We start from the raw sequence: 26,011 nt of genomic DNA, 5'->3' as shown, positions 1-26,011 counted from the left end.
GAAGTTAGCCGCGAGCGATTAGTTATTAATAAACTTCTCGAAAACTTCCCCAAAATCCTTGCGTACATAGGACTCATGGGCCAGCTTTAACCAATTGAATGCGTATTGGTTAATTGCCTTGAATTGCTCTTCGGCCGTTGAAGTGCTGGTCGATCGACTGATGGTGGTGGCCGCCGTGTTCAAACTGGTTTGCGCATAGCCGTGGAACGCAGTATTTTCCTGCTGAATCAAGGCAATTTTCAGCAGGGCCTTATACAAGTCCTTGAGTTCGTGAATATGGACTTTGGCCACATCGATCGAGTAATGCTGGCTGCCCATGGAAAACTTAATTTCCACATCCCGATCAAGCGTTCCCGCCGTTTCCAAAGTCACATGGGAAATGGCATGGTGGGCATAGTTAAAGCGCCGCAAAGTGCGTTTTTTGCTGACAGCCGATGTGCCATCCACATGGATCAGCGCCAAGTTGGTGAAGCAATATTCATCCATCTTGGACTTAATCAAAAAATAGATTTTCTCGCCTTCTTCATTGATGATGTAGTCGTCCGCATCAACCTTGCCGTAATCCTGGGGACGAATCACCACCCCAATATCACTGAGACCCAAGGCATCCGAAGCCAAACTCTTAAACATGGGAATCACCGATTGTTGATTAGCCCTAGCCCAGCATTGCCCAGCCCAGCATTACTTTGCCCAACCTTGCCAGGCTGGCTTGAGTAACCATTTTGAGGCTAGCCCGACCAGCCAGTATAACAATCGGATTTTGTTGGTTGCCAGGGGCAATCAACTCTCAGGCTAGGCTTTGGGCTGTTCCTAGGCGACTAATCGCACAAATTTCTTTTTTCCCACTTGCAGCACTTTGCCCAACAAATCCGTCGCTGATTCAAACTTTTGGTTCACATCCGCCAGCTTTTCGCCATCCAGTTTCACACCGCCCCCTTGAATTTGGCGACGAGCTTCGCTACTGGTGGTGCATAACTTTGTGGCACTCAAAAGATAGAAAATTGGAGCCGGAAATTCCACCTGCGCCAAGGAAAATTCCGGTACATTTTCCGCACCGCCACCGCCCGACACCAAATTCATGGCATCTTTTTGGGCTTGCAGGGCGATCGCCTCGCCATGGATTTGTTGAGTAATTTCCAGGGCCAACAATTTCTGGCGATCGCGGGGATTTTCGGGCAACTGATCCAACGGTAAATCCGTCATCAGTTCAAAGTAGGTTTCCAGTTGCGCATCGGCCACCTTTTCCAGCTTGGAATACATGGTGAGCGGGTCTTCTCGCAGGGCCACATAGTTCCCCAAGGATTTGGACATTTTTTGCACCCCATCTGTCCCGATCAAGATGGGCGTGAGCAATCCAAATTGTGGTTTTTGGCCAAAGTGGCGCTGCAAATCTCGCCCTACGGCTAGGTTGAACTTTTGGTCTGTGCCACCCAGTTCCACATCCGCCCGCACAGCCACGGAATCGTAGCCCTGCATCAACGGATAAAGAAATTCATGCAAAAAGATGGGACTTTCCTGCTGATAGCGCTCCGCAAATCCTTCCTTGGCCAACATTTGGCCAACGGTCATGGTGCTGAGGAGTTCCAAGATTTTGCCTAAGTCCAGCTTGGCTAACCACTCGGAGTTGTAGCGCACCTCCAGGCGGCCAGGCGTTTCAAAATCCAGGATCGATCGCACCTGTTCCAAATAGGTTTCCGCGTTGGCTTGCACTTGCGCTTCGGTCAGTTGCTTGCGCACTTCCGATTTACCGGTGGGGTCGCCAATGCGAGCGGTGAAATCGCCAATAATCAGAACAGCGGTGTGGCCCGCATCCTGGAAAGCGCGCAATTTGCGGACGGGAATGCTGTGCCCCAGGTGAATCTCGCTGCCGGTGGGGTCAATGCCGAGCTTGACGCGCAAGGGGCGATCGGTCGTGGCCAACAACCGCTCTAGGTTCTGGGTCGGATCCGTTGAGTCGGGTTGGTTGGGAAAAATATCGGCGGTTCCGCGATGGAGCCAATCGAAGTTAGACGCTGCCATAACTGGTGCGCTCAATTCGCTATAGGGATTGAATAGGGGTTGACAATCGACGCTCAAAGATTTCAATGAGCTGATCAAAAGAGCCTCTGACGAGGATTGAACTCGTGACCTCACCCTTACCAAGGGTGCGCTCTACCACTGAGCTACAGAGGCGGGGTGGTGGGCCGAGCTGGATTTGAACCAGCGTAGGCATAGCCAACGGATTTACAGTCCGTCCCCATTAACCACTCGGGCATCGACCCGCTTCCACCACGGGAGATAACAATAGCACAAGGATCGAAAATTCCCAATAGGCAGCCCAAAATTTTTTTTAATTTTTTTGAGGCAGCGCTTGGCCCGGTTAGGGCGGGATCTTGGGCGACGCTGGGGGCAAAAACTGGGGACGATCGGGAGGCAGCTGGGGCGATCGTCGGGTGTGGAGATTTCGCCGGGCGGCAGCTCCCGCAGTTCGCCCAATCCCTTTCATAATGAATATAGTTAGCGCGTTCTGAGTAGCAACCTGTGCAACTTGAGTCTCAGCCTGATACCCAGCGATCGAATGCGGGTCGATCGGGCACGGCCCAGCGATCTCCATCAAGTGCCCCGGCTGCTGATTCGGACTCTGGATCTGCCCCCCCAGCCTCACCCTCGGCACTCCAGGAGCTGAACCAATGGGAGCAGCGATCGCGCCGTTTGTTTTGGCCTTTGTTTGGGGTGGCGGCCACGGCCATCTTGGGGGCTACCGGTTGGGGTCTGTGGCAATTGCGCAAGCCAGCGGATCCGGCGGTTGATCCCTTGGCCAAGCTGACCGTTCCGGTCACCTCCGCTAATTTGACGGTCAAGATTGATGCAAGCGGCACTATCCGCCCGATCCAAACCGTGAACCTGAGTCCCAAAACCTCCGGGCGACTGCTGGAGTTGTATGTGGAGCAGGGAGATGCGGTGCAAAAGGGCCAAGTGATTGCCCGGATGGATGATGCGGAACTGCGGGCGCAACTGGCGCGGGCCCAGGCCGGCTTGGCGCGGGCCCAGGCAAGGCTGGCGGAGGCCCAAACCGGCAACCGACCGGAAGAAATTGCCGAGGCGGAAGCTCGCGTTAATCGATCGCGCGCGGATGTGGTGAGTGCCCAGGCGCGGCTGGATTTGGCGCGGGAACGGCTGGAACGCAACCGATCGCTGGCGGAAGCGGGAGTGATTGAGCGCGATCGCCTGGATGGGTTTGAGCAAGAGGCCCGCAGCGCCAAGGCGGATGTCGATCGAGCCAAGGCGGCGTTGGTGGAATCCCAAAAGGGGCGCGATCGAATTCGGAACGGTTCCCGGATTGAGGACATCGCTGCCGCCCGGGCCGATGTGGCCGAGGCCCGCGCCCAAATGGCCCTGATCCAAACGCAATTGAATGACACCGTGGTGCGTGCGCCCTTTGCCGGATTCATTTCCCAAAAGTATGCGGAACCCGGCTCCTTCGTGACTCCCACCACGTCCGCTTCCTCCGGCAGTGGAGCAACTTCCACCTCGATCGCGGCTCTGGCCAGCGGGTTGGAGGTGTTGGCGCGGGTTCCGGAAGTGGACATTGGGCAAATCAAGTTGGGGCAAACGGTGGAAATTACGGCCGATGCCTATCCCGATCGGGTCTTTCGGGGACGGGTGAAGCTGGTGGCTCCGGAAGCGATTCGGGAGCGCGATGTCACCTCCTTTGAAGTGCGCGTGGCGATTCTGTCAGGGCAGGAGGTGTTGCGATCGGGCATGAATGTGGATTTGGTCTTTGTGGGCGATCGCCTGCCCCAAGCCGTGGTTGTGCCGACGGTGGCCGTGGTGACCGATCGCGGGCGCACGGGCGTTTTAGTCCCCAATGCCACCCAAAAGCCCGAGTTTCGCGCAGTGGTTTTGGGCCCCACCTTAGGCAATCAGGTGCAGGTGCTCCAAGGCATTAAACCGGGAGATCGGGTCTTCACGGATTTGCCACCGGGGCAGACCCTCGACAGCATCTTGAACAACAAGGCGAAACCCGGCAATGGGCGATCGGCCAATCCCTAGGGGCGCAGTCAGTTTCAAAGGGCGATCGGCTCATGCATATTCCCAAACGCGGTAAACATAAAGTCTTCATTGGCATGGCTCCCGGTGTTGGCAAAACTTACCGCATGTTGGAAGAAGGCCAGCAATTAAAAGCAGAGGGCGTGGATGTGGTGATTGGGTTATTGGAAACCCACGGCCGCAAAGAAACCGCCGACAAAGCGATCGGGTTGGAGGTGGTTCCCCCTGCCCAAATTGCTTATCAAAATCGATTGCTGCCGGAAATGGATGTGGCCGCCATTTGCGATCGCCAGCCCCAGTTGGTGTTAATTGATGAGCTGGCCCATACCAATGTGCCCACGAGCGATCGCCCCAAACGCTATCAAGATGTGGAGCTGATTTTGGCGGCGGGGATTGATGTGTTTTCCACGCTGAATATTCAGCATTTAGAAAGCCTCAATGATCTCGTGACTCAAATTACCGGTGTGGTGATTCGAGAGCGCGTGCCCGATCGAATTCTTGAGGAAGCGAATGAGGTCGTGGTAATTGATGTCACCCCTGAAACCTTGGAAGAGCGCCTACAGGATGGGAAGGTTTATGCCCTGGATAAAATTCCCCAAGCGTTGACCAATTTCTTTCAACGTCGCCACCTGATTGCTCTGCGAGAATTGGCATTGCGGGAAGTGGCCGACAATGTTGAAGAACAGGCGATCGACCAAGATCCCAGCACTCCATTTTGTAACATTCACGAGCGCGTGTTGGTCTGTGTTTCGACCTATGAAGGATCGATGCGCCTATTACGACGGGCAGCGCGTTTGGCGAGCTATATGAATGCGCCCTTGTATGGCTTATTTGTTTGTCCGCCCGATCGGTTTTTAAGCAAAAGCGAAGCGCTCCAAATTGAGGGCTGTCAGCGACTTTGTGAGGAGTTTGGGGGGGAGTTTTTACAAGTTCAAGCGTCCAACATTCCCCAGGCGATCGCCAAAGTGGCCCGAGATTATCGAATTACACAAATTGTGCTGGGCGAAACCCGTCGATCGCGGTGGCAATTATTGCTGCGCGGCTCTTTAACCTACCGATTGATGAATCTCCTAACGGAGCAGTCAGTGGATTTGCACATCATGAGTCATGACAGCCGCGCCCCACGCTCTCAGAATTCTGCTGAGTCTTGATCAATATTTTCCAAGGAGTTTCCGGTTTTCAGCGCGGGAATTTTCGGGAATTTTTAGGTAATTTTCCCGGTCACGAATTTCCCACAGGGTCGCTAGGTTGGAATTAATTTTTGGGAAAGCTACGACTCGTTTCCTCAGAAATATCTTCGGTAATCAGAATTTCTTGATCAATGACGCGAAACACCAACCGCTGATTCGCCACACTGTTCAGGGGCTGATCGCGAGCCAGCGCTGACTGAAACAGGGTGCAGGTCACCACCGCTTGGGAGCGATCGGGCGAAATCTCAATCACCAAATCTTCGTAGCGAACGGCGGTCATGCGCATTTGGGGATAGGCTAGCTCCAGCAAATCTCGAATTTGTTGGCGACCGTCAAGCCGAATCATTTGAGATCCTCCGGCGAGGTTCACCGTTGCCCGAATTGCCGCATTAGGTGCATAGAAGCTGACGATCGCCTCAATATCTTGGTTTTTGATGGCGGCCAGCAGCCCTTCCAAGCGCGATCGAACCTGATTTTCGGTCAATTCCACGGGTGAACGCATCCGGGGTGGCGTTCGGGGTGGCATTCGGGGTGGCATTGGGGGGCGCTCCGGTTGGGTCTCGGCCCGGTGGGGCTGAGTGAGGGCGGCGGCCAGCGACTGCGGGCAAACCATGGCTCCGGTTCCGATCGCGCCAATTACAGCGCCGAGGATCGCCACTCGCAACCGCCGCCATACCTGTGCCATGCTTGGATCCATCATCACAATTCCTTCCCCTTGAATCGTTGTTAGCGTCTAGTTTGGGATCTAGATTTTTGGGATCTAGGTTTTTGGGATCTAGATTTTTGGGTTTGGTTGAATTGAGTTGAGTTTAGTTCCCCCATCCCTTGCTGCAACGGCCATCGTAGGTTCGATCGCCCATGAGTCGTCCTCCCGAAATCGATCGCGTGATCGAAGCCTTTAAAAACAAGGACTATCGCACCGCCGCCCGGTTGCTGAATCCACTGCTCACCAGCCACCCACGCGATCCTTGGGTGCAACTCTATGCGGCGCGGCTCCATGAGCTGGCGGGGCGGCCGACGGTGGCGGAACCCATTTATCGAGAGCTGCTGCGAAACACAACCAACCCCAATCCCAAGATTTTGGCCCAAGCTCGCCAGGGGTTGCAGCGCTTGGAAACGGCCGATCGCACCCAACGTCAAGCCGCCATTACCCAAGCCCGAGCCGCCGCCAGCCAAGCCACCCATCAAGGCACGAACCAGGGCGATCGACCCCAAAAACCAGCCCACGGCATTTTAATTTTGGAGCCGATCGCCTCGGACGATCGCCCGGAAGCGGCGAAACAATTTGCCCGCATTTTTGACTTAGATCCCTACACCGCCCGGATGCAGTTGCCCAGCCGCGATTGGCGACTCTATCGCACCGGCCTCTTGGGAGAACTGCAAGTCTATGCGGAAGCCCTCCAATCGCACCAAATTCCCTGCTTTTGTGTGGATGAAAAAGCGGTACAAGCCATCAAAACTTTCACCATCAAGCATTTCCAATCCGTGGATCCAGACCCGATCGTGATTTGCGAAAACGATCGACACCAGTTGGGAACCTTGGCTTTTCGGTGGGCAGAGGTGAGCCAGCGCGTGTTGGGAGCCGTGCCCGTGGTGGAATCGGTGATTGATTTGAATGCACGCGGCCAAATTGTGCGCCGAGATCAAACCCAAGATTGGGTTCCTCTTGTGGATTTGCATTTGCCCGATCGGGGCTGCATTTTGCGCCTTTGCGAAAGTGCCTATCAGTTCGATCGGGGTGTGGCCTTCGCGCCCATGGGATTCTCGCCCAACTCCTTTGTGCAGGAATTGGATGACGGTCGCCCCACCCGGCGCACCCAATGGAACGCCCTCGTGACCTTTGTGGCTCAACAAACCCCGATCGCCCGGGTGTTTGATCGGTTCACCGGTTTTGCGGAAACAGCCTTGGATTACCGAGAATTGCTCGATCGGCTCAATCCCCAAATCCCTGTTCCTCGCCGCAACGCCCAGCCCATGCGCGAAGATGCCGCCTTCGCCCTTTACAGCCGCGTCAGCTTCTGTCGTCCTAACTCTCCGATTCGCTAGTCGGCTCGCCCTGGAAACGATTGCCCCGCTCCGAGAAGTCCTCCGGGCGTAAATTGGCAAGAAAGTCCCGAAAAGCGGCTTGCTCGGCCTCGTCCGCGTCCCGATCGACCGGCACCGAAGCATCGGCAATCACCTCCTCCATCACCCAAATGGGGCTATCGGTGCGCAGGGCCAGGGCGATCGCGTCGCTTGGACGCGCATCAATATCCTTTTGCACATCCCCTTGCCGTACACAGAGCACCGCATAGAACGTGCCATCTTGCAGCGAATGGACAATCACCTTCTCCAGGGTCATTTCCCAAGCCTGGAGCAGATTCGCCATCAAATCATGGGTGAGCGGGCGTGGCGGTGGCCGATCCTCCATGGCACTGATGATCGCCTTGGCTTGATCCGGCCCAATGTAGATCGGGAGGGCACGCCGATCGGCCGTATCTCGAAGCAACACGATCGGCGTGCGGCTCGCCGCATCCAATGCAATTCCCGCAACCTTCATTTCCACCATAGACCCAGCATCCGTAGCATCCGTGAGCGATTGACCGGTATTCGCCTTCAAGCCTGTTCTCAGTATGCCCTGCCAATCGGCGGGATTACGGAAAAAACCCGCAGAAAAACAAACAGGGGCGAGTCAACCTCACCCCTGTTGCTGATTCAAAATGACCACTTTAGCCGCTAACGATCTCGATCGCGCTAGCTAGCTCCCACCGCGACTTAGTAGCGGCTCAGGTTAGGACGGTGCACAATGAAGCCCACCGATTGGCACTGCTTGATGTTGTCGAAGCCCACAACACGGATGTAGCAGTTGCCATATTCCGAGCGGCAAGCTTGCACTTCGGTCAACACTTCTTGCACCGAACGCGCGTTGAACAGAGGCAACTTCCACATCGTCCAGTAGTACACCTCGGGATCCGAGTTCTCGTTGAACTCAACACCGGGGATGTAGCCCTGGTCGATCATGTACTGGATTTGCTTGGCGATCTGTTGGTCGCTGAGGGGAGGCAGATACGAGAAGGTCTCAAAACGACGCTCTTTGGGCAGAGTCTTCATGCCAGTTGTCTCCAAACGGGGCGAAGAGAAAAAACTTCAACGAATGCAATTCGAATGCGATTCACTCATCCCGTGGCTAATTCCAGGAGTGGAATTAATCATCGATCGAGTGGTCACCCGATCGCCGCTCCGATTCCAGGAGTCGATCGGGTTCCTCAGCCAAAACCAGTTGTGTTAGCCGTTCGAGGTGCTGGCGACGGAGATGGCCATTGGACTTTTGAACCCCTTCACGCACCATCTCCGGCAAATAGTCAGTCACATCACTGACCAACTCATCACGCACCGTCATCAGACGAAAGGCCAAATCCGGATCAACAGTCAGCAGGGATTGCAAGTAGGCTTCCCCATCTTGCAAGTTGCTCTCCGCCGAAAACCGATGCAGCCAAACCGCCTTGGGGGGATTAGTTTCATGTAGTTGCGCGAGGACAGTCCGCATTGCCTGGTAGGTCAAATAGCTTTGCAGCGTTTTGGCCGTATCCTTGGCAATTTGCTTGAGATCCATACGCAGCCTCCGCGATCGCCCAACGTTCTCACGATGCTAGACGATCGCAGCTTCAGAAACCGCTACCGGCTTACCGATTTCCATCGGTGCGCAGCTTCCCCCTCGATCGGCCAATCAACCGGCTCGCCGCATCATCAGACGGTATCAACCGCCTCGAACTCGAACTTGATTTCCTTCCACAGTTCCAGGGCCACAGCCAGGTCAGGAGACCAACGAGCAGCCTCACGCAGGATGTCGCCGCCTTCACGCAGCAGGTTGCGGCCTTCGTTACGGGCTTGGACGCAAGCTTCCAGAGCCACGCGGTTGGCCGTTGCACCCGGAGCATTACCCCAGGGGTGACCCAGCGTACCACCGCCGAATTGCAGCACCGCGTCATCGCCGAAGATGTCAACCAGTGCGGGCATGTGCCACACGTGGATACCACCCGAAGCCACGGCCATCACGCCCGGCATCGAAGCCCAGTCTTGGGTGAAGTAGATCCCACGGCTGCGGTCTTGCTCGATGTAGTTTTCGCGCAGCAAGTCCACAAAGCCCAGGGTTACGGCTTGGTCGCCTTCCAGCTTACCGACCACCGTACCGGTGTGGATGTGGTCACCACCGGACATCCGCAAGCACTTCGACAGCACACGGAAGTGGATCCCGTGGTTCTTCTGACGGTCGATTACCGCGTGCATTGCGCGGTGGATGTGCAGCAGCACGCCGTTGTTACGGCACCAGTGCGACAGGGTGGTGTTGGCGGTGAAGCCAGCCGTCAAGAAGTCATGCATGATGATGGGCATTTCGAGTTCTTTGGCGTACTCGGCCCGCTTCAGCATTTCTTCGCAGGTGGCAGCGGTCACGTTCAGATAGTGACCCTTGATTTCGCCGGTTTCCGCTTGCGCCTTGTGAATGGCATCAGCCACAAACAAGAAGCGATCGCGCCAACGTTGGAAGGGCTGCGAGTTGATGTTTTCGTCGTCTTTGGTGAAGTCCAGACCGCCGCGCAGACATTCGTACACTGCACGACCGTAGTTCTTCGCCGACAGACCCAGTTTGGGTTTGATGGTGCAACCCAGCAGGGGACGACCGTACTTGTTGATCCGATCGCGCTCTACTTGGATCCCGTGCGGGGGGCCTTGGAAGGTCTTCAGGTAAGCGACGGGAATCCGCAAGTCTTCCAGACGCAGCGCTTTCAGGGCCTTAAAGCCGAAAACGTTACCCACCAGCGAGGTCAGCAGGTTGGTAACGGAGCCTTCTTCGAACAGATCCAGGGGATAGGCGATGTAGGCAATGTATTGGTTGTCTTCACCGGGAACCGGCTCTAGATCGTAGCAACGACCCTTGTAGCGATCGAGGTCGGTCAGCAGGTCAGTCCACACAGTGGTCCAAGTCCCGGTCGAGGACTCAGCGGCCACGGCTGCCCCAGCTTCTTCCGGGGGAACGCCCGGTTGCGGGGTCATGCGGAACGCAGCCAAAATATCAGTATCTTTCGGCGTGTAGTCCGGCGTGTAATAGGTCAGCTTGTAGTCTTTTACGCCAGCGTCGTAGCCAGCTTTTGATTGCGTCTGTGCGTAAGCCATAACGTCCCTTCCTAAGAACTGCTTCGTCGATCGAGGGTCGGCGAAAGTGGTGGGCGATTGAGAGATCAGCAGCGTCTTCACAGCAGAATCTTGCGAAGCCCCTTAGATCTTGGAGCTTCGCAAACCGAGGAATGCGAACCGCATTATGCAAATTGCATTATTTTCGATGAATCGGCGCTTAGACGAGCGATCAAGCAGCTAGAAATCCGAGAGAAGCAGTTTCTTCAAAGGTGACGGTCGAGACGATACCGCCAACGGGCTGCACTCTCGCGAAGTTGTAGCCGAATTGCCCAAAAAAAATATATCAGGAAAGGTATAGCTAGAACTTTGCAAATACTTTGGGATCTTATGAATTTTCGTAATTAACGTTACGGTTCGTAGCAAAGGCGATCGAGCATTGGGATCGAGAAAACGGAGCAAAGGGGCACAGCGCAAGCCAACGGAGCCAAACTCTGGCCAACAAAGGGGGGATCTGGCCCTGGTTTTGGGGTCGCTCGATCGGGGCAAAGGGCAAGATTTCAAAAGATTACGATCGGCTGAGTAGTTGCTGCCATTGACTGAGGGCCAGCTCTGTCCAGAGCCAATTTTGCGCCAAAACAGGGGGCTGAAACTGGCTGCCAGCGTTGGCTTGCACCTGATCACGGTAGCGAATGGCCTGTTGCAGGGCGGCGGAGTCGTTGTTTTGTTGGGCCCGGGCCTGGGCCACCAGTGCGAGTCCGGCTTGGGCGGTGAGGGCCAGGTTATCGCTGAGGATGGCTCCGTCAGCCGTTTGGGAGAGGTTCAGGGATTCGGCAAAGGCTTGCTCAGCCCGATCGAGGGTTTGGGTCTGAAAATGCGCAAACCCTAAGGCCAGGTGATAGCGCGGATCATTGGGGTTTTGTTGAATGGCCAGCTCCCAAAACCGCTGGGCATCATTGAAGCTGTAGTCCGGTTGCTGTTGGCGTGCCAGTTGCCAGGTCACTCGCCCGCGCAAGAAGAGGGTTTCGGCGGTGTCTTGGCTGTTGGGGAGGGTTTGCAGCACGTCCCGGGCAATGGCGGCGGCGTTGCGGTTGGGGGCCAGCAGGGCTTCGATCGCCTGAACAGCGGTGGGGAGTTGCTTTTGGCGTAAGGCTTGCAGGGCGATCGCCTGCACTGTTTCCGTGTCGGTGTTGTTCCAATCGTTTGGCGGATTCAGGGATTGGGCGATCGGGGCGGTGGGTTGGGGCGTTGGCTGCGATTGGGTTCCCGATCGGGCCCCCGTCCACCACAATCCGCCCGCCCCCAACAGCACGGCCAAGGCTCCGGCCACTAACCAAGATTGAGGCACTGTGACGGCCTTGGCAGCCCCCGATCGGGCAGCGTTGTCCGCGTCGGCGGATCCCAGGTCAAACCGAGGGTGCGATCGATCCGCCGATGGAGCCGCAGGGGATGAGGCCGCAGCGGATGAGGAGGCCGCAGAAAATAAATGCCCCTGCCCCTCTGGGCCCCTTTGATGATTGGAGCCACCCTGGCTCGCTGCCGGGTGATCACCCCTTGAGGCATCTGAGGGCGATCGCGCCACCAGTTCCTCCAGATTCACCGCCATGGTTTGGTCAGCCCACTGATCATCCGCTAGCTGCTCATCCGCCAGTCCCTTGAGGGGCATTGGGGGCCGCAACCCCGACTCATCGGGCGATCGGGGCGTGGTGGGCAGTGGCTCACCGTTGGGAATTAAGGGCGATCGCCCCGGCAGCGAGATGGGTACACCCGCCGCAAATAGCAGCCCGTCAAAATCGGGATGCAAATACAAAATGGGCAAGGCCCAATAGAACTGAGCCGAACCATAGGTGGAAACCAACCCCTGACGCATTCGACTGGTGGCTAAATCTAGGGAATAGTCTGGACGCAGGTTGCGATAAAACAACTGCATCAGAGTAATCGCCACATCGTCGGGAATTTGCTCCGACATGGCCAGCACCCCCGGCACACCGCGCCGCATCAGGGCCGCCGCCAACGTGTCCGCATCGGTTTCCGGCGCATCCGATCGATAAACCGGCGAGTCGCTGCCCCGACAAGAATTCAAAAAAGCCAGCCACACGCCGTTATTCACCAACAGCCCCGCCAGGTCGTTGCCCGCCAAGGGTTCCGCCAGGCCCGTGCGCCGATTCACCAAGTGCAAACTGCCCCCATCGGGGCCCGGGTCACTGTGGCCGGCGTAGTGAAAAACATGGTATTGCCCCTGTTCAAGGGCGTGGGTGAGTTGTTCCCGATCGGGCTGATCCAGCACATCAATTTCCATGTGGGCGGTGGTTTGTTGCAGCTCTTGGCGCAACCGCCCCACTTCTTGCTCCACGGCCAAGGCCGCTTGGTCGTCGGGAGCCGCCAGGGCCACCAAAATTCGCAATGAGTCTGAACGGCGCAGGGTCAACCGCCGCGCATCAAAGCTACCGGAGCGGCCAAACTGCGATCGATAGCGAGAAAAGGTGATGTCCGTGCCCGTGGTCAACAGCCGCCCATCGCCATAGAGCGCTTCCCAGGGCAATTGCAGCAGTCGATCGCCCCGCAGTCCCAACCGCAAATGCAGTGCCGCATCTTGGCTATCGGCCACGCTTTGGGCAGAAATCCATCGATCGCGAATGGAGCCTTGAAATAGAGCGCTGTATAGCTGTTCTCCCAAGGCCACCAGACTGGCCAGACGCTCATCGGTTGCTGGCTCCGTGCGAAACAGATCCCACAGGGGATCCGCCATCAACCGTTCCGCCTGCACCAACCATTCCCCGATCGGCCAAATGGCTTGCTCTTCCGCCAACATCACTCCCTTAGGCGCTCGCTCCGTGCGAATCAACACCCGATCGTCCCCACCCAACGGCGTAATCGACAGGTGAAATTCCAAGACGGCTTTGGCGATCACGGAAGTCGGCATAGGACAAGGGCGCTACAGCGGGCGAACAATCAGACAGCCAAAAATCAGACAGCCATAGGGTGGCAATGGAAAAAAGCGAACAAAAGGAAAGCGAACAAGCGGAAAGTAAATAAGAACAATCAAAAACCAAACTAGCTAAAACTTTTTTCGTCAGCTTCTCCGGATCAACCGTATGGTTCTGCGAAGGGAAAAGACAGGTAGATGCACCCTGACGATATCTCAGCTCTCCGCCTTCGGGTGGGGAGCTTTTTTTGCGATCGCGCCCCATCGGACGATCGGTTTAGATGATCGGTGAGCAATCGGTGGAGATCACTGGGTGATCACTGGGCGATCAGTAGCGATCGGTGAGCAATCAACCTGATGGGCAATCAACCTAAATCGACCTAAATCAACCTAAATCGACCTAAACCGACCTCAATCAACCTGAATCGTTATTGCCCTAGATCCCAATTTCCTGAATTGCAATTTCCCGAGTCGCAATCCTTCAAAATCATCCGCCTTTGATGGTTTGGGTATCGGTGGGCAATCCATCCCGATCGGGCCCGATCGGGCAATTCCGACGACTCCATCTCCAGATTGTCGGCCCGCCTACCTGACAGACAAGGGGGCTAAACCCCTAGCCCCACCCTTAGCCGCCACCCACGATCGTGACAATCTCCAGCCGATCGCCCCCCTGTAGCGTGGTGCGCTCCCAGAACTGCCGATGCAAGATTTCACCGTTATATTCCACAGCCACCAAACGCGGATTTAGTCCCAATTGTGTCAAAAAATCCGGGAGCTGCGTGCCAGGAGCACAGTGGCGGGCTTCGCCATTCACCTGCAAGGCAATGGTTGAACTGGATAGCTCACTCATGAAGGATCCTCCAAAACGGCTCAAAAACGGCTCAAAGGGTCTGGATGTGTGGAAAGTTTGCTGCAATTGGGGCAACAGTCCCGGCGATCGGGTTGTGCCCCCCGTCCTGCCCAAAGGACTCAAGGGCTTGGAGTTAAAAGGCGCGAAGTTAGAAGACGTGAAGTTATCGGGCGTAAAGTTGGGACAGTAAATATTGAGTGACTTGTTTAGGTTGCTCTGCGGCCATCAGGGCCCGCACCACGGCCACCCGTTGCGCACCGGCTTCCAAAACGGCCGGCAAGTTTTGGGCATCAATGCCCCCGATCGCAAACCAGGGAACCGGCGACTTTTCCGCCGCAAAAGCCACATACTCCAACCCAGCGGCCGCCTTGCCCGCTTTGGTGGGGGTTTCATAGACGGGGCCCACACCGATGTAATCAGCACCGCCTCGCAGGGCCCGCTCCATTTCAGTCGGGTTGGTGGTGGAGCAGCCAATGAGATATTCGGGCCCCAAAATCTGCCGGGCCGCTTCCAAAGGAAAATCCTGCTGACCCAGGTGAACCCCATCGGCCCCGACGGCGATCGCCACGTCAACCCGATCGTTCACCAAAAACAGCGCCCCGTAGTGATGGCACAAGTTGCAAAGTCGTTGGGCATTGGCCAAGCGCCGCCCATCGTCCTCGTTTTTGTCGCGATATTGCACGAGGGACAGACCCCCCTTGAGGGCCTCTTCCACCACCTCAAAGAGGTATTCATGGGGTGAGGTGACCAAATAAAGCCGGGCAGCCGCCAATTGTTGGTGGCGGTTCCGTCCCTGCAAACGGCTCTCTAGGCTGTAGGTTTGGTAGCGCAGTTGCTTGCAAGCTTGGGATAGCTCGGGGGATAGCAGCTTGCCATATTCCTCGATCGAGCGGAGGGCTTCCTGCACTCGGCACAGATTGGCCTGCAAAACGGCTTGAATACTCGATCGGGTCTCTTCGTTGCTGTGGGTCAGGGCTGTGCCGGGATCAGCGGGGGTGTTGCGGGCCGATCGCATTTCATCGCTGTGCCATTGGGCTAATTCGTGGCGCATGGCTTTGCACTGCTCGGTGAGTTCAGCACTTTCTAGGCCAAACCGACACCATTCCTCCACAATCCGTAGCCCCTCCCGGGCCCGATCGAGGTTGGCATCCAAAATTCGCAAAACGGCCGATCGGGTCGATCGGGATTGAGAAGCCAGTCCCCGTTGTTCCGTTGGTTCACTCATGGTTTCGCCCTGCTCAACAAAACTTCCATCTACCGATATTCATCGGCCGTGCTAGCTTGGTTAGACTTTCGGCAGGCCCCTTGCCGGGCGATCGTCCCAGGATTGCAGTTCTGAAGAGTCTAGGGTATTTTCCTAGCTAAACCACGATCGCTCGATCGGGAATGCCCCTCGCTCCAGCCCAACCCACCACACACCGGACTGACTGCGTAAACCGTGAGCTGTCCCCCCAAAACAACTGTTCCCATCGGATGTTTTGATCGGACAGTCCCCCTTTGCGGCAGCAGTCTACTATCGAAACGCTGTATATCGGTCGTGAACAATGGAACCCGAACTGCAAAAATCTGACTATGCCGACGCTGGCTCCGTAAGTGCCGAAAAAGGCGGTTCGCTAGCCCCGGCCAGTAGCGAAGAAGCAAGCAACGCTGAGTTTCAGCAAATCCTTGACCAAGTTTCTGACTTTTTGGCCAAACTGCCGGAATACATCGGCAAGTTCTATGGCGAATACCGTCAGCCCGTAGTCACCGTCGCTCTGATTGTTTTCGCGCTGATTTCAGTGAAGATCCTGTTGGCCCTGTTGGGTGCAATCAACGAGATCCCGCTGCTGTCGCCCACGTTCGAGCTGATTGGGGCCACCTACACCGGTTGGTTCATTTATCGCTACCTGCTGCGGGCCGAAAACCGTCAGGAACTCTCCAGCAAGATTGCAACCCTGAAGGGTCAGGTGTTGGGTCAAAAGTAGTTTCCTGGTTGGCTATGGAGATTGGGCAATCTCAGGCCGCGCCAGTTCCTATCGCTCGATCGCCCCTTGCCACGGGTGAGGTGTTTGATCGCAAACCGGTGCGGTATCGATCGCAACCCCAATTTTCGACCAAGACCGATGAAAGGGACAGCCCTGTGTGGTGCTGTCCCTTTTGATGTTTGGGAATCTACCTAGCTGGGGGCTAAACGATTCCACTCGATCGCCGCATCCCGCAGGGCTTGATCAACGCTCTTTTCGTCTAGCAACGCGCCTTGGATGTTTTCATACAAAATTTGCTGAAGATCCTTCAGGTTTTTAATTGGGGGCAGCAACACGCGGGCGCTGGTCAGTTGGTCGGCGGCAATTTTGCGGGCTTGGTCGATCGCGCTGGCGTTGCCTTGGCGCGTGGCCTGGGCCAGGCTAGCCCGCAAGCTGGCCAGAGCGCCTTGGGTGGAGGGCAACACGTTGGCAGCCTGGGCAAAGCTGAGTTGGTGGCGATCGTCCGTTAAAAACAGGGCAAAATCGACGGCCGCTTCGGCTCGGGGCGATTTTTTGGGAATGGTGAGATTCATCACGGCCACACTGCGCACCCCGGAAGAACCGACCACTTGGGGAGCCGCCGCCGACAGGGCCGCGATCGAGGGGGCATTGGTGGCGATCGCATTCAAAAATTCAGGACTGGAACCAACCAGGGCCGATTCTCCCGCCTGATATAGCTCAATGCCGCGACGGTGGCCTTGGGTGAGGGCTTCCGGGGGTAACCAGCCCCGCCGAAACAGGTTAACCCAGTAGTTCACGGCGGCTCGCCCGGCGGCCGACTCAAAGGCGGCCCGCCCCCGATCGTCCACCAAGGTCACCCCCATTTGCACCAAAGCTTCCAGCACCTCAGCCGAATCATTGGGCGCAAAGGTGATGAAAAAGCCGTATTTGCCAGTTTTTTCGCGCACCCGTTGGGCCAGCTCCGCCAAGTCTTCGTAGGTGGCGGGCGGCCGATCGATCCCGGCCCGTTCCAGGAGCGATCGGTTATAAATCGTCACCTTGGTGGTCAAATACCAAGGCACACCAAAGGGTTCGCCCCCAATCGCGTTCGCTTGCCAGATATTGGGCAAATAGCGCCTTTGAACGGCAACGGGAACCCGATCGCCCAAGGTCAGCCAAGCCCCGCGTGCCGCCAGCCGGGAGGCAAAGCTAGGGTTCAAATTCACCACATCCGGAGCCTGGCGGGCCGCCACCGCCGTCAGAATTTTGCTTTCCATGGCGGCCCAGGGCACATCGAGCCAATTCACCCGCAGGCCCGATCGAGCCGATTCAAACTCCCCGATCGCCCGCTGAAAATAGTCCGTGAATTTGGGCTGGAGCTGCATCGTCCAAAATTGCAGCGCCGATGATGAATTCGATCGGCCACAGGCCGCCAGCCCGATCGCCGTGCCGCCAGCCAACTGCAAGAACGATCGACGGCTCCACCCTCCGTGCTGCCCTCTCCGCTGCATCTTGGCCATCCCCATGGTGCTCTCTCCGAATTTACACGGAATTTTGCGGCGATTTCCCGATCGCCGTCAATCGTGAAAACCTACGGCCAGCAAGATTTCTTTACCCTCGGGTATGGCGATCTTAAACGAAATTGGATACCATGCGTCGTAGTCCATGGTAGTGCTGAAACCATCAGCGTTTTCGGCTTTTTGAGCCATCCATTCCCTGCCTGCCAACCCATTTGGGGCCAAACAATCCCCCTGATTTTGGATCCCTGATGGTTGCCCATCGGCCCCTTGACTGCCATTTTCGGGTCTCCTAACCGTCCCCAACTATGAACGCTGCTGGAAACTTGTTTGCCCCCTTAACCAACGCGATCGGCAGTCTCTTAGGAGGCGGTAAAAAAGGCATCGGCATCGAAATTTCACCCGAACGAATTAACCTGGTTCAACTCCAAAAAAAGGGCCAGAAATTTAAGCTCAATATCCTCTCTTCCGTGGAAGTTCCTGAAGGCGTGATTGAGGAGGGAGCAATTGTGGATCCCCCCGCCGCCGCCGAACTCATTCAGGCGGTCATTCAAGATAGCCGCGTCAAGGTCAAGGAAGTGGCCACGGCGATTCCGGGGCGCGAAACCGTGATTCGTTTGATTCCTGTGCCAGCGGAACTCAATGATGATGAACTGCGGCAATACATGAACCAGGAAGCGGGTCTTTATCTGCCTTTTCCTCGGGAAGAAGCGGATGTTGACTATCAAAAACTCGGCTACTTCACCGATGAAGATGGGATCGAAAAGGTGCAAGTGTTGCTGGTGGCCACACGTCGGGAGGTCACTGATGCTTATCTGGACACCTTTGAGCAGGCGGGGCTACGAATCAAGACCTTAGAAATCAGCAGCTTTGCCCTGATCCGAACCATCCGCGAACAGCTCCGGGGCTATGCTTCCAATCAGGCCGTGGTGCTGGTGGATATTCAGTTTGATAGCAGTGAAATTGCGATTGTGGTGGATGGCGTGCCGCAATTTTCGCGGACAGTCCCGATCGGGACATTACAAATGCAAGAGGCCTTGAATCGGGCCATGAACACGCCTCCCAGCCGCAGCACGGACATGCTGATGGAGATGACCATTCCCATTTCGCAAATCGAGGCCGTGGGGGCCGCTTCGGGCACAACGGGCATGAGTCCCGGTTCGGTGGCAATCGTGAAGATGATGGGCGAGTTGGCCGATGAGTTGCGGCGATCGGTCGATTTCTATCTCAACCAAAGCGAAAATTTGGAAATTGCCCAGTTGATGTTGGCGGGGCCCGGCGCGGCGATCGGGGAAATTGATGAGTTTTTTACCCAACGGTTAAACGTGCCTGTAATGCGGGTTGACCCGATCGAGTCCTTGGGTTTGGAGGCCGACAGCGACATCACCGAAGCCCAACGCGCCAGCTTGGGAGTCGTGTTAGGGTTGGGGCTGCGGAATGCACTCGATGACCGGGAATAGGGGGCCCTAGCACGTAGCCACCGACGCGCAGCCATTGACTCGCAAGGGTTGTTGCTGTTACCCCTGTTGGTTAATGTCGGTTCAACCGCTCAACTTCTGAATTGACCCATCGACTCCCTGCCCGATCGCCCCTGATCGATCATTCGCCTTTCTGCCCCGGGTGATGACCGAGCTGAATCCCGAGACTGCAAACCCCGAGCCACCCGACTGTTGCCCTCGCTATGTATAGTCTCAACATCAACTTCCTGAAGGATCGCCCCGAGTACCAAACCGCCGGGGCTGGCAAAACAGCGGGTGCGGCTGTCGCCCAGGCGAGTAAGTTGCCGCTGATTTTGGGTGTGATGGTGGGTTTGGCGGTTCCGGCGGCCATTGGTGGATTTTGGGGCTATCTCCAGTTCCAAAAAGCCGCCTTGGAACAGAGCCAAGCCGAACTCAATAAAGACTTGCAGGAATTGGAAGCGGAATTGGCCAAAGCGGCCCAGGCCGAAGCAGAGATGAAGGCGATCGACCAGCTCACCCAAGGTTTGGTGGGGGTGTTTAGTCGCGTGAAGTCTTGGTCTGCCCTGCTGGGTGATTTGCGCGATCGACTGCCGGTGGGCGTGCAGATGACGGCCATCCGCGAGGTCGAAGACAAGAACGCTGCCACCGCTGCCGCCGCCAGCACCCCCAAACCCAGCCCTGGCGCAGCCGCCGCGCCCGCGGTCAACAAACCCATTCGTCCCCCGAAAACCCTGACGATCGAGGGTTATGCCAACTCCCTGGAAGGGGTGGGCGAGTTTTTGCTGCTGCTGCAAAAGTCGCCCTTTTTGGATGCGGCTAAAACCCAGTTAGTGGGCAGCCAGGCGATCGATAACCCCGCCCAGATCGTCCAGGCGAACCAAGAGGTGCAAGATGGCATTGCCTATGTGCTAGCCGCGCCCCCGCCCACTGCGGCGGCCGCCGGTGGCCAAGTTAGAATCGTTGCGCCGAAGGTCATTAAGTACACGATTCAGTCGGCTTACACGACCAAACCTGCTGAAGAGTTGCTGCCGGTGCTCGATCGCAACGGAGCCTCCGGCCTTGTGGTGCGCATCGAAACCATTCGCCGCATTTTGGCTGAACAAGGCAAAACCCCCAACACCGGTCTCACCCCACCGGCCGGCGACAGCGAGCCTAAGGAGAATACCAACAATGGCGTTTAGCGCACAGCAAGCGGTCACGGAACCCAGCGATCCCGTTGTTTTTGGGATTACCTTCACACCCACCATCCTGGGCGGTGTTGTGGCCGCCGTCGGTGTCATTGGCGGCGTAGCGCTCCTGATTCAGGTGGTGATGCCCCAATACGAAGAATACAAAAAGCTTGAAGAGGATGTGGCCACCAAACGAGAACGCCTAGAGCAGGTGGCCGAAGAAAAGCGCAAGGTGCAGCAAACCCTCGACAATTTGCAGCGGGCCCGCGCCACCCAAGAGCAAGTGCTGGCTTTGTTTCCCGCTCCCACCACGGTTTCGGTGCTGCCGCTGGATCTCAACCGGATTGTTTCCGAACAGTTTGGCCAAATCACCAAGCTGGAACCTGTCCCGGTCAAAAGTCCATCGGAGGAGATGGTCACCGATGGCTCTTGGGGCGATGCGGTCAACAGCAAAATTCGGCAACTGGTGCTGAAGGTGGGGTTCGAGGCGGACTACGATCGCACCGGCAACATCCTGCGCAACCTTGAGCGCTATCAGTCAATGCTGGCGATCGATGATTTGACCTCCGAGCTAAAACTCTCCAAGCAGGCGGTGCGGTTTGATGACAAAACTGGGCAGTTTGTCGCCCAAGGTGCGCCCCAGGTTCGGATTCAAACCAATTTTTCGTTAAAGGTGCTCCTACCACTCTCGGCTCGGGAGTTGGCCCAACAGGCCGCCGCCGAAGCCAACAAAGCAGGCGAAAACGCAGATAAACCGGAGGGCGAAGCACCCAAGTAATCGCCAGAAAGTAATCACGAGATTGGTGGCCGAGGGATCCGCAGCATCATGATGTTCTGACTCGATCGCCCTGGCGAACACCCATTTTCCTTTCCCTAACCCCAACAACCACGATCGACAAAACAGCAGTGAGGAGCGAACGGTGAACTACGAGCGGATTTTGGGCAATGCAGCGCTGATGGGTGGGTTGGCAACGGTGGCGATCGTGCAGCCCGCCTTGGCCGAAACCAACGTGCTGGATGTGCGGATCAGCGGCAGCGGCAGCGGCGTGGATGTGGAATTGGTGACCGATTCGGTCGATCGACCCCAGGTGTTCCTGTTGCCTCCCCAAGGAACCAGCCTGATTGCCCATGTGGCCGGCGCGCGGTTGGTGGTTCCCGGCGGCAACGTGACCCGAGCCAACCCAGCCCCCGGGATTGCAGCAGTGGAAGTGACCCAACTGGATGGCAGCACCGTCCAGGTGACGGTACGTGGCACTACGGCTCGCCCCACCGGTCGCATTCGCCCCAGCAACAACAATGCCGTTCTGCTGAGCTATGCCGGCACGACCACCCCCAGCACCCCAAGCACCCCCAGCAATACTGGCAGCCCCGTAGCCCAAACACCGGCCAACACCGGCTCACCGGTTGGCAACGGCGCACCCAACGTCCTGGTTCCCAACCCCACCATCACCATCGATGGTCAACCGGCCGTGCTCAGTCCGGCGGTGGCTCCCCCCACCATGCCCCGGGCGATCGCCCCACCCGTTGGCGACATTGCCATTTCCGATCTGCCGATCCAGCCCTACACCATTAACCTGGGCAGCAACCAAATCATTCCCCGTTTGGTGTTGCGAGAAGCCCCCGTGCGCGAGGTGTTGTCGCTGCTAGCCCGGGCCAGCGGCGTGAACATCGCCTTCGCCGACAACGCGGCTGGCCCCACCCCCGGCAGCCCCACCGCTCCCGGCACGCCTCCCACCACCGGAGCCGACGCTCGGATTAGCCTCGACATTGAAAACGAATCGGCCCAGGACGTTTTTAACTACGTCTTGCGGATTAGCGGTCTTCAGGCCAGCCGCAATGGCCGCACCATTTTTGTGGGCCGCAGTTTGCCCAACGCGGCCCGGGAGGTGGCCATGCGTTCCGTGCGCCTCAACCAAGTGCGGGCCAACGAAGCAGCCGGTTATTTGGTGATTTTGGGGGCCGAAAGTGCCACGGCGGCCACAGAGCGAACAACGGAAGTTGTGCGGATCGGGGCAGAGCAACAGCAGCAGGGCGGTGGTGATGCGCAAGTCCAAGCGGCTCCCTTGACCCAAACCCGCACCAGTGAGCGCACGGTCATTAACCCGCTTCGCTATGACCCGAAAGATTCGGTTCCGATTCTCCGCGGCCTGCAAATTGCGGTAGATCAGCGCACCAACACCATCACCTTGGTGGGGCAGCGGGATTTGGTTGCCCTGGCTTCTGAGCAGTTGTCGCGGATTGATAGCCGCCTGCGTCAGGTGGTGGTGAATGTGCGGGTGATTGATATCAACCTGCTGCAAAACGATCGCCTGGGTACGAGTTTCTCCTTTGGGGTGGGCGGCACTCGCATCGTCAACACGGGCGGCATCGGGGTGATTAACTGGAGCGATCGGGGCGCGCCCTACTCCACCAGCCTGGCTCCCGAGTCCGTTGGGTTTGGGCCCGTTTCGGTTCCCCTGTCAATTTCAGGCGATGTGAATGGCCAAAATCCCAATGGCTTTAACATCGCCAACGACTTCCTCGCTCAGCTCCAAGCTTCTGTGGTTAACGGAAATGCCAAAATTCTGACCGATCCAACCTTGGTGGTGCAGGAAGGGCAAGTGGCCAACGTGGAACTCACTGAAGAAGTGGTGGGAACCGTGGAGGCGGAAACGGAAGTTTCCAATGGTGTGAGCAACACGACTTTCACCATTGAAAAGGAAAAGGCCGGCCTCGTTTTGGGCATTCAAGTCGATCGAATCGATGACAATGGGTTTGTTACCCTGTCGGTTTCGCCCTCGCTGAAAGTCCCGGTTGATCGGTTTGGGGCCCTTGAAGATAACGCCTTTGCCACTTTGTTGTCTGAACGGAAGCTATCATCCGGCACGATTCGGATTCGGGATGGCCAAACCCTAGTCCTGGCGGGCATTATTCAAGACACGGATCGCAGCGAAGTGCGCAAGATTCCGATTTTGGGTGACTTGCCGCTGTTGGGTTCTTTGTTCCGCCGCACCGATCGCCGCAACGAGCGCAAGGAGTTGGTGGTGTTGCTCACACCGCAATTGCTGGACGACTCGAACGCTTCAACCGCTGGCTACAGCTACACGCCTAGCCGAGAAGCCCAAGAGCTAATTCAACGCACCAACATGCGATAGAAAAACACTGGTGGTTGCCGTTTTCAAGGGTTGACGGCATCCATCGAGTAAATTAAGGGGCGATCGAGCGGGTTCGATCGCCCCTTTGAATTTCTGAGCCGGTTCAAGTTTCTGAGCAGATTATTCTTGATCAATCTCATTGCTCAATTCTTTCTCAGCCGATCAGCCCTAAGCACATCATCCTTGGGCGCATCCTCCTTGGGCACATCATCTTTGAGCACAATCCAAGATGGCTCCGATTTATGGGGATTTGGCAACCGATGACAAGAATAAAGGTTCAGGCCTATGCTGAAATGGCCAAGGATCGGCTGAACTGAATTGCAAAGGATCGATCGACTATGAGTCGTGGATTTTATATCATCGCCAATGACAAAGTAACGGAACATGCGATCGCGCTGCTCGAAAGTATTCGGGCAACTGATTCCGAAACGCCCGTTATGCTCATTCCCTATGATGATCACTACCAAAAGGTTGCCAAAATTCTGAGCGATCGCTTCGGTGTTTTATTATTTGAAGATCTAGAGTTTATTCAGCGTCTTTCTGTTCAGCTTCAAAGCATCTTTGGTCAGGAATTTTTCGCTCGTCCTAATCAGTTTCGTAAACAAGCTTGCTGGTTTGGCCCCTTTGATGAATTTCTCTACATTGACACAGACCTGATTGTTTTTGAGCCGATTATTCAATGCCTTGATGCCCTCTCTGAAGCAGACTTTGTTTGCTATGACTATCAACATGCTGGAGGTCTGAAGGACGTTTTCACATCCACCGTTCTCGATCAAGGCATTTTTACAGAAGAAGATTTGCGGGGAACTTTTAACGGCGGTTTGTGGGGATCTCGCAAGGGATTAATTACCGAACAGGATTTGTACGACACCTTTGCTGAATGTGCCGCCCACCCAGAATATTTTGATTTTTCTAAGAAAACATCCGACCAACCGATCATTAACTACATGGTTTTGCGTCGGTTTCCTCGGCGTTGGAATTGGACACAGCGACCCGCAAAGGGGCCCGGAAGCTGGGCCGGTAGCAAACATTTTGTTTGGCAGGGCGATCGCTTGATCGATCCGAAAGTCAACAAACCCGTTCCCTATCTGCATTGGGCCGGCATTCGACTCCAGCCCGGTTGTCCCTACTGGGAACTGTGGGAGAAATATCGGTATTTACACGAACCGAAACCGACCGTTTCCCCGTTGGCCCCGCCACCCCCGCGATCGATCTGGCAACGGGCCCTGACCAAGGCCAAACGCATCCTGAAGCCCCATCCCAAACGCTAGGGGCGATCACTCGGATTCGCCAAACCCCGGTTCTTGCGTCGCAGGATCCTAGGGAGCAAGGGGCTTAAGCCCCTTGTCTGGAGTGGCTGTTGGTTTGAGATCGTGATTGATCTGGATCGTGATTGCTCTGGATCGTGATTGCTCTGGGATGATCACCCGTTGGCAACCATCACCCGATCGCCCCCCTTGAAACCCAGCCAACCTTAGTAAATCCGTTCGATCGCGTAATGTGCCAACCCCACCAAGGCCTCCCGCGCCGCCGACGGAGCCAACACCATCACATCCTCGATCGCCTGCTCCACGTGATGTTTCGCCAAAGCACGAGACCGCTCAATACCCTGGCTTGATCGCACCAATTCCAGGGCCGTTTCAATATCGCCCTCCTCTGAAAACTCCCGCTCGATCGGCCCCTCCAGTTGGGGGAACTCCTCCAGCGCATACAAAACCGGAGCCGTCAGATTGCCGCTGCGCAAATCCGACCCCGCCGGTTTCCCGAGCACTTCATCGGAACTGGTGAAATCGAGAATGTCATCCACCACCTGGAACGCCAAACCCACATGACGACCGTAGCTATAGAGCCGCTCAGCCACCGATCGCTCCACATCGCTCAGAATCGCCGCCGCCTTGGAACTGTTGGCCACCAGCGATGCGGTTTTGTAGTAGCTCTTTTGTAGATAGGCTTCCAGGGTCAGGCTGGTGTCAAAGCGATTGAGGCCCTGGTCAATTTCGCCCTCCGCCAAATTCATAATCACTTCCGAAAGCAGCTTCACCACTTCCAGATTGTCTAAATTCGCCAAGTACCAAGAGGACTGGGCAAAGAGGAAATCGCCCGCCAGCACCGCCACCCGGTTGTTGAAACGACTGTGTACGGTGGGCACACCCCGCCGCGTTCCGGCTTCATCCACCACATCATCGTGAACCAAGCTGGCCGTGTGGATCATTTCCGTAATTTCTGCCAACCGTCGATGTCGGGCCGTAATTTCCGCTGACCCCATCGTGGCCCGGGCCACCAACAACACAATCGCCGGTCGCAAACGCTTGCCGCCTGCACTGAACAAGTGCTCTGCCGCTGCATAGAGGATCGGATGCTTTGCGCCAACCAGCTTGCGCAGGTTCATCGTCATGGCATCAAGATCGGCTTCAACCGGAGAAAGCAGGGAAATCGTCGAGGTCATGGATTGGCCCGGTGCAGCATCAGGTTACGAAATTTTACGCATTCTGTGATTATTTTAAGCTAACCCCAGACCAATCCGTGTAGATGAGTGGGATCGGGATTTGTCAAGGTTACGGTGATTGATCGGGGATCGCTGTTGCACGAATGCCCATCAATACGGGCTTTTGGGGATTTCTAAAGATTTGTAAAAACCACCAAAAATTCACTGTCAACCCTGAGAAATCAGGTGTTATTCTATA

General features: G+C 56.4%; 22 protein-coding genes and 2 tRNA genes. 10 read left to right on the top strand and 14 right to left on the bottom strand.

What is annotated here, in order from left to right; all coding sequences use genetic code 11:
• Positions 1-18: 18 nt before the first annotated feature.
• The 4 genes from ACZA91_RS11690 to ACZA91_RS11675 all read right to left on the bottom strand — a co-directional run bounded on the left by ACZA91_RS11690 (position 19) and on the right by ACZA91_RS11675 (position 2,261).
• Positions 19-630: a PH domain-containing protein gene (locus ACZA91_RS11690; protein WP_099532952.1), complete on the bottom strand. Its 612-nt coding sequence runs from the start codon at positions 628-630 to the stop codon at positions 19-21.
• Positions 631-810: 180 nt separating this feature from the next.
• Entirely contained in the window at positions 811-2,019 is a 1,209-nt protein-coding gene (gene tyrS, locus ACZA91_RS11685; protein ID WP_463182399.1) for a tyrosine--tRNA ligase, read from the bottom strand.
• A gap of 81 nt (positions 2,020-2,100) precedes the next feature.
• A tRNA-Thr gene (locus ACZA91_RS11680) sits at positions 2,101-2,172 on the bottom strand.
• A 4-nt stretch (positions 2,173-2,176) separates the two neighbouring features.
• Positions 2,177-2,261, bottom strand: a tRNA-Tyr gene (locus ACZA91_RS11675).
• A 259-nt stretch (positions 2,262-2,520) separates the two neighbouring features.
• On the opposite strand from ACZA91_RS11675, the gene ACZA91_RS11670 reads away from it, so the two are divergent.
• Positions 2,521-4,032: an HlyD family secretion protein gene (locus tag ACZA91_RS11670; RefSeq protein WP_463182398.1), complete on the top strand. Its 1,512-nt coding sequence runs from the start codon at positions 2,521-2,523 to the stop codon at positions 4,030-4,032.
• A gap of 32 nt (positions 4,033-4,064) precedes the next feature.
• Complete coding sequence (locus ACZA91_RS11665) at positions 4,065-5,180, top strand: universal stress protein (protein WP_099532953.1); 1,116 nt, start codon at positions 4,065-4,067, stop codon at positions 5,178-5,180.
• Positions 5,181-5,283: 103 nt separating this feature from the next.
• On the opposite strand, the gene ACZA91_RS11660 is transcribed toward ACZA91_RS11665, so the two are convergent.
• Positions 5,284-5,904 carry a YybH family protein gene (locus ACZA91_RS11660; protein ID WP_463182397.1) on the bottom strand — a complete coding sequence of 207 codons (621 nt, stop codon included), beginning with the start codon at positions 5,902-5,904 and terminating at the stop codon, positions 5,284-5,286.
• Positions 5,905-6,077: 173 nt separating this feature from the next.
• Here ACZA91_RS11660 and ACZA91_RS11655 point away from each other — a divergent pair, with 173 nt between their 5' ends.
• Positions 6,078-7,265: a tetratricopeptide repeat protein gene (locus ACZA91_RS11655; RefSeq protein ID WP_463182396.1), complete on the top strand. Its 1,188-nt coding sequence runs from the start codon at positions 6,078-6,080 to the stop codon at positions 7,263-7,265.
• Here ACZA91_RS11655 and ACZA91_RS11650 read toward each other — a convergent pair.
• The 6 genes from ACZA91_RS11650 to thiS all read right to left on the bottom strand — a co-directional run bounded on the left by ACZA91_RS11650 (position 7,246) and on the right by thiS (position 14,104).
• Positions 7,246-7,767 (bottom strand): bifunctional nuclease family protein, encoded by a 522-nt coding sequence (locus ACZA91_RS11650; protein WP_099534323.1) that lies wholly within the window; start codon positions 7,765-7,767, stop codon positions 7,246-7,248. The two genes, ACZA91_RS11655 and ACZA91_RS11650, sit on opposite strands and share 20 nt — an antisense overlap.
• Before the next feature lie 206 nt (positions 7,768-7,973).
• Positions 7,974-8,309, bottom strand: coding sequence for a ribulose bisphosphate carboxylase small subunit (locus ACZA91_RS11645; protein ID WP_099534326.1), 336 nt, complete (start codon positions 8,307-8,309; stop codon positions 7,974-7,976).
• A gap of 94 nt (positions 8,310-8,403) precedes the next feature.
• Complete coding sequence (rcbX, locus tag ACZA91_RS11640) at positions 8,404-8,811, bottom strand: RuBisCO chaperone RbcX (RefSeq protein ID WP_099534322.1); 408 nt, start codon at positions 8,809-8,811, stop codon at positions 8,404-8,406.
• A gap of 134 nt (positions 8,812-8,945) precedes the next feature.
• Positions 8,946-10,370 carry a form I ribulose bisphosphate carboxylase large subunit gene (locus ACZA91_RS11635; protein WP_099534321.1) on the bottom strand — a complete coding sequence of 475 codons (1,425 nt, stop codon included), beginning with the start codon at positions 10,368-10,370 and terminating at the stop codon, positions 8,946-8,948.
• A gap of 526 nt (positions 10,371-10,896) precedes the next feature.
• Entirely contained in the window at positions 10,897-13,251 is a 2,355-nt protein-coding gene (locus tag ACZA91_RS11630; RefSeq protein ID WP_463182395.1) for a CHAT domain-containing protein, read from the bottom strand.
• Positions 13,252-13,879: 628 nt separating this feature from the next.
• Entirely contained in the window at positions 13,880-14,104 is a 225-nt protein-coding gene (gene thiS / locus ACZA91_RS11625; protein ID WP_190354566.1) for a sulfur carrier protein ThiS, read from the bottom strand.
• Between thiS and ACZA91_RS11620 the strand changes: the two genes are divergently transcribed.
• Positions 14,103-14,294 carry a hypothetical protein gene (locus ACZA91_RS11620; RefSeq protein WP_190528021.1) on the top strand — a complete coding sequence of 64 codons (192 nt, stop codon included), beginning with the start codon at positions 14,103-14,105 and terminating at the stop codon, positions 14,292-14,294. The two genes, thiS and ACZA91_RS11620, sit on opposite strands and share 2 nt — an antisense overlap.
• Here ACZA91_RS11620 and ACZA91_RS11615 read toward each other — a convergent pair.
• Positions 14,268-15,329 (bottom strand): thiamine phosphate synthase, encoded by a 1,062-nt coding sequence (locus ACZA91_RS11615; protein WP_463182394.1) that lies wholly within the window; start codon positions 15,327-15,329, stop codon positions 14,268-14,270. The genes ACZA91_RS11620 and ACZA91_RS11615 overlap by 27 nt on opposite strands.
• 319 nt (positions 15,330-15,648) lie before the next feature.
• On the opposite strand from ACZA91_RS11615, the gene ACZA91_RS11610 reads away from it, so the two are divergent.
• Entirely contained in the window at positions 15,649-16,068 is a 420-nt protein-coding gene (locus tag ACZA91_RS11610; protein WP_099534318.1) for a CAAD domain-containing protein, read from the top strand.
• A gap of 191 nt (positions 16,069-16,259) precedes the next feature.
• Here ACZA91_RS11610 and ACZA91_RS11605 read toward each other — a convergent pair whose 3' ends face one another.
• Positions 16,260-17,573: an ABC transporter substrate-binding protein gene (locus tag ACZA91_RS11605; RefSeq protein WP_463182393.1), complete on the bottom strand. Its 1,314-nt coding sequence runs from the start codon at positions 17,571-17,573 to the stop codon at positions 16,260-16,262.
• A 299-nt stretch (positions 17,574-17,872) separates the two neighbouring features.
• Between ACZA91_RS11605 and pilM the strand changes: the two genes are divergently transcribed.
• The 5 genes from pilM to ACZA91_RS11580 all read left to right on the top strand — a co-directional run bounded on the left by pilM (position 17,873) and on the right by ACZA91_RS11580 (position 24,598).
• Positions 17,873-19,024 (top strand): type IV pilus assembly protein PilM, encoded by a 1,152-nt coding sequence (pilM, locus tag ACZA91_RS11600; protein ID WP_099534315.1) that lies wholly within the window; start codon positions 17,873-17,875, stop codon positions 19,022-19,024.
• A gap of 221 nt (positions 19,025-19,245) precedes the next feature.
• Positions 19,246-20,205 carry a PilN domain-containing protein gene (locus ACZA91_RS11595; RefSeq protein WP_463182392.1) on the top strand — a complete coding sequence of 320 codons (960 nt, stop codon included), beginning with the start codon at positions 19,246-19,248 and terminating at the stop codon, positions 20,203-20,205.
• Positions 20,195-20,971, top strand: a complete 777-nt coding sequence (locus tag ACZA91_RS11590; RefSeq protein ID WP_099534313.1) for a hypothetical protein — start codon at positions 20,195-20,197, stop codon at positions 20,969-20,971. The genes ACZA91_RS11595 and ACZA91_RS11590 overlap by 11 nt, the downstream gene beginning before the upstream one ends.
• A 142-nt stretch (positions 20,972-21,113) precedes the next feature.
• The gene (locus ACZA91_RS11585) at positions 21,114-23,327 is read left to right on the top strand and encodes a secretin and TonB N-terminal domain-containing protein (protein WP_463182391.1); all 2,214 of its coding nucleotides are present in this window, start codon (positions 21,114-21,116) and stop codon (positions 23,325-23,327) included.
• A gap of 338 nt (positions 23,328-23,665) precedes the next feature.
• Positions 23,666-24,598, top strand: a complete 933-nt coding sequence (locus ACZA91_RS11580) for an Npun_R2821/Npun_R2822 family protein (protein ID WP_463182390.1) — start codon at positions 23,666-23,668, stop codon at positions 24,596-24,598.
• Positions 24,599-24,801: 203 nt separating this feature from the next.
• Here ACZA91_RS11580 and sds read toward each other — a convergent pair whose 3' ends face one another.
• Positions 24,802-25,773, bottom strand: a complete 972-nt coding sequence (gene sds, locus ACZA91_RS11575; protein WP_099535223.1) for a solanesyl diphosphate synthase — start codon at positions 25,771-25,773, stop codon at positions 24,802-24,804.
• Between the last annotated feature and the right edge of the window lie 238 nt (positions 25,774-26,011).

The sequence above is a fragment of the Limnothrix sp. CMB-01 genome (assembly GCF_055193175.1).
Note: the sequence above shows the minus strand (reverse complement) of the source record. Positions and strands in the feature narration are given on the sequence as shown.